This window comes from Bacillota bacterium, assembly GCA_040754675.1.
Classification (GTDB): domain Bacteria; phylum Bacillota; class Limnochordia; order Limnochordales; family Geochordaceae; genus Geochorda.
Window position 1 is genome coordinate 2,427 of sequence record JBFMCJ010000080.1, and the last position, 8,945, is coordinate 11,371.

Sequence of the window (8,945 nt, forward strand, 5' to 3'; positions counted from 1 at the left end):
TCGGCGTCTTCACCAACACGACGCCGGTGGACGCCTACCGCGGCGCCGGGCGGCCGGAGGCCACCTACATCGTCGAGCGGATGGTCGACCTGTTCGCCCGGGAGATCGGCATGGATCCAGCCGAGGTGCGCCGGCGCAACTTCATCGCGCCCGAGGCGTTTCCGTACGTCACCCCGACGGGGCTCACCTACGACAGCGGCAACTACCCGCGGGCGCTGGATCGGGCCCTTGTACTCGCCGGCTACGAACAGGTGCGCCGCGAGCAGGAAGCGGCGCGCCGGCAGGGCCGGTACATCGGCATCGGCATCTCGAGCTACGTGGAGATCTGCGGGCTGGGGCCGTCGCAGGTGGCCGGGGCAGTCGGGTTTCAGGGAGGCCTGTGGGAGAGCGCCCTCGTGCGGGTGCATCCCACCGGGAAGGTGTCCGTTTACGTGGGTTCTTCGCCGCACGGCCAGGGCGAGGAGACGACCTTCGCCCAGATTGTGGCGGACGAACTCGGCGTTCCCGTCGAGGACGTCGAGATCGTGCACGGCGACACCGGAGCCATCCCCATGGGCTGGGGCACCTACGGCAGCCGCACCACGCCCGTCGGTGGCAGCGCCGTCGCCCTGGCGGCGCGCCGGGTGGTGGAGAAAGCCCGCAAAGTGGCGGCCCACCTGCTCGAGGCGGCGGAGCAGGACATGGTCTTCGAAAACGGGCGCTTCCACGTGAAGGGCGCCCCCGACCGGGCCAAGCCGTTTCAGGAGGTTGCGCTGCAGGCGTACCTGGCGTGGAACCTGCCCAGGGACGTCGAGCCGTCGCTCGAGGCCAGCGCCTTTTACGACCCGCCGAACTTCGTCTATCCCTTCGGAACGCACGTCTGCGTGGTCGAGGTGGACGCCGAGACGGGCCAGGTGCGCCCGTTGAAGTACGTGGCGGTGGACGACTGCGGACGGGTCATCAACCCGATGATCGTGGACGGGCAGGTGCACGGCGGCGTGGTTCAGGGGATGGCCCAGGCGCTCTGGGAGCACGCCGTCTACGACGAGAACGGGCAGCTCTTAACGGGTTCGATGCTGGACTACGCCGTGCCCAAGGCGTCGTTCCTGCCGGAGATCCTCACGGACCGCACGGAGACGCCGGCGCCGGGCAACCCGCTGGGGGTCAAGGGCGTCGGCGAGACGGGTACCATTGCCGCCACGCCGGCGGTGGTCAACGCGGTATGCGACGCGCTGGCGCCCTTCGGAGTGCGGCACCTGGACATGCCGCTGACGCCGCATCGGGTCTTTGCAACCATGCGGCACCAGTGAAGAGAAGGGGGTCTAGCGATGTATCCGCCCTCGTTTGAATACCGGCGGGCCTCGAGCGTGCGGGAGGCCATCGAGATGCTGGCGCAGTGGGGCGGCCGGGCCAGGCTCCTGGCCGGCGGGCACAGCCTCATCCCGCTGATGAAGCTTCGCCTGGCTTCCCCCGAGGCGCTCGTTGACATCGGGCGGGTCGGGGAGATGCGGGGCATCCGGGTGTCCGACGGGCAACTCGTGGTCGGGGCGCTCACGACCCACCACGAGTTGGAGACGTCCCCGGTCGTGCGCCAGTACTGCCCCGTGCTGGCCGAGGCCGCCTCCGTCATCGGCGACCCACAGGTACGAAACCGGGGTACGGTCGGCGGGAATCTCGCCCACGCCGACCCGGCCTCCGAGCTGCCCGCCGTGGCGGTGGCCCTCGACGCCCGCATGGTTGCGGTCGGCCCCGCCGGCCAGCGCACGGTTGAGGCGTCCAACTTCTTCCTCGGGATGCTGACGACGGCGCTGGCCGGGGACGAGGTGCTGACGGAGGTGCGGTTCCCCGCCAGAGCCCGCATGGGCGGCCAGCGCCTTGGCATGGCCTATGCCAAACTCCCGCACCCGGCGTCAGGATACGCCGTGGTGGGCGTGGCAGCGGTGGTGTCGCTGGACGACGCAGGCGCGTGCTGCGACGTGCGGGTGGGCGTGACGGGGGTGGCCGACCGTGCCTACCGGGCTTCTGCAACGGAGCAGGCTTTGACGGGAAGGCAGCCGGGACCGGCCGCCATCGAAGAGGCCGCGGCCCTGGCGACCGACGGGGTGGACGTGCAGGGCGACCCGCTGTATGCCTCCGCAGAATACCGGGCGCACCTGTGCCGGGTCTACGTCAAGCGGGCGCTCGCCGAGGCAGCGCGCCGGGCGCAGGCGGCGTAGCGGCGATGGAAGGAGCAGACCGTTCTGGCGAGAGCGCCCCCGGTGCCCGCAACTCCGGGCTGCCCGCTCCTTCGTGGCCCGCCTCCATTGAGGAGGTTGAGCGCGGGCTCGAACGGGCCGGGTACATCGCCGACCGGCCCCTGGCAACTGTCGTGTTCCTGGCGCTTCGGATGCAGCGCCCGCTGTTCCTTGAAGGCGAGGCGGGCGTCGGCAAGACCGAGGTGGGCAAGGTGCTGGCGGCGCTGATGCGTCGCCGGCTCGTGCGGTTGCAGTGCTACGAGGGGCTCGACGTACACAGCGCCGTGTACGAGTGGAACTACCCTCGGCAGTTGCTGCATATCCGGCTGGCGGAGGCCCGCGGGGAGACGGGGCGGCTGGAGCAGGAGCTGTTTGCCCGGGAGTTTCTCATCGCCCGGCCCCTGCTGGCGGCGGTCGACCCGCCGGACGGCGTGGCGCCGGTACTCCTCGTCGACGAGATCGACCGGGCTGATGAGGAGTTCGAGGCGTTCTTGCTTGAACTGCTCTCGGACTTTCAGGTGACGATCCCCGAACTCGGCACCATTCGGGCCGGCGAACGGCCGGTGGTCGTGATCACGTCGAACCGCACCCGAGAGGTGCACGACGCCCTGAAGAGGAGATGCCTCTATCACTGGATCGACTACCCCTCCTTTGAGCGGGAGTACCGCATCGCGACGGCTCGCGTGCCGGGGATCGAGGCGCGGCTGGCGGCGCAGATCTGCGCGTTCGTGCGCCGGCTGAGGGAGATGGACCTCTTCAAGCTGCCGGGCATCGCGGAGACCATCGACTGGGCGACCGCCCTGGTGGCGCTGGGGCGCCACGAGGTGGACGTCGAGGCTCTCGAGCAAACGCTGGGGTGCCTGGTGAAGTACCGGGACGATGTGGAGGCCGTGAGAGGCGCCGACCTCCGCAAGCTGCTCGCCGAGGCGGTGGCGGCACAAGCGCCCACGTCGGGCGCCGGCGGGCGGTGACCCGGGCCGGTGCTGAGCCCGCTCATCTCCGGGCGGCGGCGCCTCGCGCGCACCAGGACGCGGCCCGACCGGTGACTCAGGGGAACTTTTCAGGGTATGGGTAACCTGCCGATAGTGGTTGAGTCAGAGCAGCGATACCTGGGGCCCAACCTGATGCGGTTCCCGAGGGCGCTCAGGGCGCTCGGGTTTGCGGTGGGCCCCGAGGATGTCGCGGCGGCCTTACGCGCTGTGGAACTTGTCGGCGTCGGTTCACGGGACGCGGTCCACGTCGCTATCCGAAGCCACTTCGTGCGGCGGGCCGACCAGGTGCCAGTCTTCGACGAAGCATTCCGGCTCCTCTGGCGGCAGGCCGTTGGCCGTCCTGCCGACGAGGAGGTGGCGCATCAGACGCTGGGGGCCTCGGTGGCGCGCCTGGAATTGCATCGCCGACTCCAGGAGGCAGCCACGCTCGTGCCGTGGTACCAGGGCGCTCTGGCCGCGGCGCCCCGGCATCAGAATGGAAGCGAAGCGGGCGCCTGCGATCGGCGGGCCGAGGTCGTGCAGTTTGGGGGCTTCAGCCCGGTGGAAAGCCTGCGGCGGGCGCGGCTCGACGCCCTGACGCCGGCCGAGCGGGCTCAACTGCAGCGCCTTGTCGAACGGCTCCGGGCCCAGCCGCTGCTCACGGGACGGCGGGCGGCGCTGTCCCGGAAGGGAACGCGGTGGGATCTCCGGGCGTCGGCCCGCCGCGCGCTGCGCACCGGGGGAGAACTCCTGGAGCTTTTGCACCGGCGCCCGCGCAAGCGCCCCCGGGCGGTGGCGTTGCTGATCGACATCAGCGGGTCGATGGAGGCGTACTCTCGCCCGCTCCTTTCCACGGCGCACGGGCTGGCCGGAGCGTGGGGGAGCGTGGAGGTTTTCGCCTTCGGCACTCGCTTGACCCGGCTGACCCGGCAGCTGGCACGCCGGCAGCCCGACCGGGCGCTCGCGGAGGCGGCCCGGCACGTGGTCGACTGGTCGGGCGGGACGCGCATCGGGCAGAGCCTGCATCAATTCAACCGGCGGTGGGCCAGGCAGGTACTCCGGCGCGGGGCGGTCGTCATCATCGTCTCAGACGGATGGGATCGCGGCGACCTCGACCTCCTGCGCCGGGAGATGGGCAGGCTCGCCCGTTTTGCCCGGCGGGTCGTCTGGGTCAACCCGCTCATGGCACGTCCCGGCCGCGAGGCGCTGGCTTCCGGCATGCAGGCGGCCCTGCCGTTCATCGACGACCTGGTGGGGGTGGCCAGCGTTGACGACCTGCGGCGACTGGCGGCGTGGCTCGTCACGCTTGACGAGCGGCGCCCGGTACGGGCCCAGCGAGCGTCAGGACGGGCTGGATGAAGACCTCGACGGCTCCGTTGCAGCCGGTGCCGAGGCCCCACAGATCGTCTTCGCCGGCGGTCATGTCGTACCGCAAGAGGAGGGGCTGACCGGTTTCGATCACGCGGCGGGCGGCCTCCACGACGTCTGATTCCAGGCAGCCGCCGCTGATGGCGCCGCCGCCAACGGTCCGGTCTTCGAAGACGAGCATGCGGGCCCCCTCGTGGCGGTATGCGGAACCGTTCACGGCCACCACCGTGGCCAGGGCGCAGCGGCGCCCGGCGGCGGCTGCTGTGGCGGCCTGCTGCAGCAGGCGAAGGGTTTCGGCCGAGTCCACGACGTTTCTCCCCCACGGGCTCAAGGAATTGAGGCGAGCAAGGGGGGTACGAGCAGAGGAGAATGGTATCGCGTACACCTATTCAGTTCTGAGCTTCCGGGTGCCAACCCTCCTCGCCAGCTGCCGGAAACTCGGCCCACAGAAGGGGGACGGCCTGCGTGAGCCACGCCGTTTTAGCCCTGATCGCTCAAGCCTTGCAGGGCGGCCGCCGCGTCTGCGTCGCCACGGTAATTGAAAGCACCCGGCAGGAGGTGGCACCTGGTGGCAACCTGGTGTTCATAGAGGGCCGGGAGCGCGCCATGGCAGCATCCTCGCTCGGCAACCCCGAACTGGACAGGGCGGTCGGGCGCAAGGCGCAGGAGATGATGGCTACAGCAGGCCGTCGGCCCGCAGGCCGGGCGATGCCTTCTCGGGAACGCATGGCCCACATGTTCTGGCCGGAGAGCCCGGGTCGCCCTGAAATGCGACTGTTCCTCGAACTCCTGGAGCCTCCCCCGCGGCTGCTCCTTGTCGGGGCGGGGCAGGATGCACCGCCCCTCTGCCGCGTCGGGGCAGAGGCCGGTTTCGATGTACTGGTCGCCGATCACCGCCCGTCCTACGCAGAGCGGGAACGCTTCCCCGGTGCACGGGAAGTGCTGTGTGCGGGCCCCTCTTCCCTGCCGGACGAGTGGCTCTCGCCCGCCACCTTCGCTGTGGTGATGAACCACCACCTGATGCGGGACGTCGAGGCGCTGTGCCGTCTCGTCCCATCGCCGGTGCCATACGTCGGGGTGCTCGGGCCTCGCCGGCGGACGGAACGGCTGCTGGCCCGGGTCGAGCGCGAACTCGGCCGGGCTTTGACCGCCGAGGAACTGACGCGCATCTACAGCCCCATCGGGCTCGACATCGGGGGCGAGAGCCCGGCGGCCATCGCCGTGGGCGTGGTGGCCGAGATATTGGCCGTTCGCTACGGGCGCCCGGCTCCGCACCTGCGCGACCGCCGCGGCCCGCTGCACCCGGATCGCCTCGAACCACTCACCCGGCCGGGTCCTGCGGAAGGTGACCCGCCGGCCCCGCCTGCGGCAGCTGTCTGCGACACCGCATGAACGCTCCGGCGGGCAAAGGCGCCGATGCTCGACGGCTCCGGGATCAACGCCCGATCGCGCCGAAGGGGGTTAACGCAACGTGGAACTCTGGGCCGTCGTACTCGCCGCCGGCCAGGCTCGAAGGATGGGGGGCATTCCCAAGCCCCTGATCCCGGTGGACGGCGAACCGATGGTGCGCCGGGTGCTCCGGCGCGCGCTGGAGGTGGCCGACCGGGCGGCCGTTGTGGTCGGGTTCAGCGCTGAACAGGTGGAAGCCGCCGTTTTCGACCTCGGTTCTCCGCGGATCGTGATCGTCCGCAACCCCCGGTTTGCAGAGGGTATGAGCACGTCGCTCAAAGCCGGAATCGGCGCCCTTCCACCGGAAGCAGCCGGTGCTCTGGTGATGCTCGCCGACCAACCTGGCGTTTCCGTGGACTCGCTTCGCCTCCTCAAGAATGCGTGGCGGCGGCCGCTCGGTCCTTCAGCTGCCTGCCCGGTGGTCGCCTGCCGGTACCCTGACGGCAACCCCGGCCCTCCGTGCATCCTGGGTCGGGCCATCTGGGGCAAACTCGCGGCGCTTGAAGGCGACCGCGGGGCGCGGCAGGTGCTGGCCCGCCTCGGGCCCTGGATTCACGCCGTCGAGGCCCCGGTCGAGGAACTGGCCGACATCGACACCCCGGCTGACCTGGCCGCCTGGCGGCAAGGGCGTGCGGCTCGGCTGTAGCCCGTTTGGGCCACGCCCAAGGCACCGTCACGCTCATGGCTTCACCCGCTGCTCCAGCCGGGCAGGGCCTTTGAGGGTCACAAAGCGTCCCGGCTACGTGAGACCCGCGGCCTCAAGTCATAACCGAAGTCAGTTTAGCCGGGCAAGCATGGGTCATCCGCCAGTTCGCGCCTCGCCATGCCAGCCCCCGCCGGAGCGGCGTGGGTTCAATTCCCTCCCCTCAGGCTGCGTCCGCACAGCAGGCCGGTCTCGAGGCCTTTGCCTCCATCGAGTGGAAGGCCCGGACGGGCTTCTACTGGGCCGAACGGCCGAGCGCCGGCGCCCAGCTCCGCCTGGTTGCCGATAGCGAGGTCTACCTCAGGGCGCTTCTCTCCGTACTCACCCGGATGCGGCTGGAGGAACAGAACCGCCTGGCCCTGCGCCTGCGGGAAGAGGCAGAAGCGAGTCGCCAGCAGGCTGAAGGGAACGGGGGATCGAGTCAACGGGCGGGTGCCACTGGCACCGCAGTGGTGAGGGCTGAGCACCCGCAACCCCCGTGCCTGTACCCACCCGACGCCCTGCTCCACGTCGACCCGCACCCCGACCTGGTCGGAGCTTGTTCGCTAGTTGCCCGGTTTCCGTCCCGGCGAGGAGGGTCTGGTTCTCCTCCGCCGGCGAACCGTCCGGAGCAGCGCCTCGAAAGCGCCAAGCGGGTCTCGCTCCGGCACCGCCAGCGAAAACTGCTCGAGCCACCGCCGGATGTAGCGAAGGTCGACCCGGGGCTGGCGTATGAGGATGGCCTTTACGTCTTCAAGGTCCCGGGGCCGCCCGGCCACACACTTGTGGATGATGAGATCCTCGACCCCGATGACCTTCACCGGGTAGCCGGCGAGGCTGGTCAGAACAGCCCGTCGTATGACCTCCGGCTCATAGCCGGGCACTCCCAGGGCGATGTCGACCGGGCATCCATTGGTCGCGGAGATCAGGAGTACCCGGTGCCGAAGAGCGAACGTAACGGCGTCCGGGATGCGGGGATGGAAGCGCTCCACGCACTCTTCGAGAAACCGGCGTTCCGCTGCTCCGCCCGGCAGAAGCACGGTCATGTCCACGTCATGGGTTGCGCGAGGCTCGCCCCAGAGTTGAACGGCAAGCCCGCCGATGACCACGTACGGGATCGAGAGCCCGTCCAGGAACCGCGCCACCTCGGCGGCCGCCCCGGCCGGCGAAGGATCCGGGCCTTCTGGTGGGCGACCAGGTCGTTGCTCGTTCATCGACGGCCCCGGCCCGGCGACTCCGGCGGGCGAGTCGAGCCGCGGGGCCCGGTGGACTTGAGAGCGTTGAGGCGTGCTGCGGCATCGCGCATGGCGACCAGGAGCGGGGAGGGTTCGGAGCGGGGCCGTCCGGCCGAGGGCAGGGCGACGAGGGCGAGATAGGTGCGCAGCGCCGTGGCTTCGTCGAGGTGCCGGAGCCACCGGCGCCGCTCCACCTCGATCACGCGCTGGGCCGCCTCCTGCCCCTCGATCCATGCCCTGACGGCCCCGGGGTCAAGGCAAGAGGAGGAAGGTTTCCCTCCGGGGGTCGCTCCGCCCATCGATTCGTGCCCGTGCCTTCCCTTTCCAGTTTACCACGCCGTACACAAAGGGGACGCAGGTCAGGAAGCGTGCCGGAACCTCCTCATGCACCTCGTAGTCGAAGGCCAGCAGCACGTAGCCGCCCCCACCGAACAGAGGGATACGAACCCGGCACGGCGACGTCCCGCAAGGCGGGCACCGCGTGTCAAAAAGCCCCGCAGGACTGCCCGGCGCGGTAGCGAATGGCTTCACCGTCGCAAAGGTGGTCTAGTCCACACGGAGAGAAAGGTGACCGGCATGCTGGCTAAAGCTCCTCGCGTGTTGGCGCTTGCGCTGGTGTGCGCGCTGTTCCCTGCAGTCTTGCTGCCGGCGCCAGGCCTGGCGGCGCCTGCACGGGGCGGTTCGCTGACCGTTGGGTTGGCCCAGGAGATCCTTAACCTCGACCCCCATACCGCCACCGCGTTCTCGTCCTTTGCCATTTTCGATCTGGTCTACGAGGGCTTGCTTCACCAGGACCCGGCCACACTGCGGCTCGGCCCCGGGCTGGCTCAAGCGTGGACGGTCTCACCGGACGGCCGTGTGTACACCTTTACCCTGCGTCCGGGTGTGAAGTTCCACGACGGTTCGGCGCTGACGGCGGAGGACATCAAGTACACCTTCGACCGGATCCTCGACCCGGCGACCAAGTCGCCCCGCGCGAGCCAGCTCCCGCCCATCGAGTGGATCGAGGTGCGTGGCCCGCTGCAGG

10 protein-coding genes are annotated in these 8,945 nt (G+C 70.0%); 7 read left to right on the plus strand and 3 right to left on the minus strand.

All coding sequences use genetic code 11. From position 1 onward, the window contains the following. The 4 genes from AB1609_06780 to AB1609_06795 all read left to right on the plus strand — a co-directional run. The coding region (locus AB1609_06780) for a molybdopterin cofactor-binding domain-containing protein (protein MEW6046170.1) at positions 1–1,289 on the plus strand (1,289 nt) is incomplete at its 5' end. A gap of 18 nt (positions 1,290–1,307) precedes the next feature. After that, complete coding sequence (locus AB1609_06785; protein ID MEW6046171.1) at positions 1,308–2,195, plus strand: xanthine dehydrogenase family protein subunit M; 888 nt, start codon at positions 1,308–1,310, stop codon at positions 2,193–2,195. 5 nt (positions 2,196–2,200) lie between these two features. Further along, positions 2,201–3,184: a MoxR family ATPase gene (locus AB1609_06790; protein ID MEW6046172.1), complete on the plus strand. Its 984-nt coding sequence runs from the start codon at positions 2,201–2,203 to the stop codon at positions 3,182–3,184. A gap of 96 nt (positions 3,185–3,280) precedes the next feature. Beyond that, positions 3,281–4,543 carry a VWA domain-containing protein gene (locus AB1609_06795; protein ID MEW6046173.1) on the plus strand — a complete coding sequence of 421 codons (1,263 nt, stop codon included), beginning with the start codon at positions 3,281–3,283 and terminating at the stop codon, positions 4,541–4,543. On the opposite strand, the gene AB1609_06800 is transcribed toward AB1609_06795, so the two are convergent. Beyond that, positions 4,485–4,859 carry an XdhC family protein gene (locus AB1609_06800; protein ID MEW6046174.1) on the minus strand — a complete coding sequence of 125 codons (375 nt, stop codon included), beginning with the start codon at positions 4,857–4,859 and terminating at the stop codon, positions 4,485–4,487. The genes AB1609_06795 and AB1609_06800 overlap by 59 nt on opposite strands. Positions 4,860–5,017: 158 nt before the next feature. Between AB1609_06800 and AB1609_06805 the strand changes: the two genes are divergently transcribed. Beyond that, on the plus strand, positions 5,018–5,944 hold the full coding sequence (locus AB1609_06805; protein MEW6046175.1) for an XdhC family protein: 927 nt from the start codon (positions 5,018–5,020) through the stop codon (positions 5,942–5,944). A 79-nt stretch (positions 5,945–6,023) separates the two neighbouring features. Next, a complete protein-coding gene (locus AB1609_06810) occupies positions 6,024–6,647 on the plus strand; it encodes a nucleotidyltransferase family protein (GenBank protein MEW6046176.1) in 624 nt (207 codons plus the stop codon). A 602-nt stretch (positions 6,648–7,249) separates the two neighbouring features. Here the strand turns inward: AB1609_06810 and AB1609_06815 are convergent. Both AB1609_06815 and AB1609_06820 read right to left on the minus strand, forming a co-directional pair. After that, the gene (locus AB1609_06815; GenBank protein ID MEW6046177.1) at positions 7,250–7,897 is read right to left on the minus strand and encodes a nucleotidyltransferase; all 648 of its coding nucleotides are present in this window, start codon (positions 7,895–7,897) and stop codon (positions 7,250–7,252) included. Next, the gene (locus AB1609_06820) at positions 7,894–8,121 is read right to left on the minus strand and encodes a hypothetical protein (GenBank protein MEW6046178.1); all 228 of its coding nucleotides are present in this window, start codon (positions 8,119–8,121) and stop codon (positions 7,894–7,896) included. Before AB1609_06820 ends, AB1609_06815 begins: the two co-directional genes overlap by 4 nt. A 373-nt stretch (positions 8,122–8,494) precedes the next feature. Here AB1609_06820 and AB1609_06825 point away from each other — a divergent pair. Next, positions 8,495–8,945 (plus strand): ABC transporter substrate-binding protein (locus tag AB1609_06825; GenBank protein MEW6046179.1); only part of this gene is annotated, 451 nt, incomplete at its 3' end.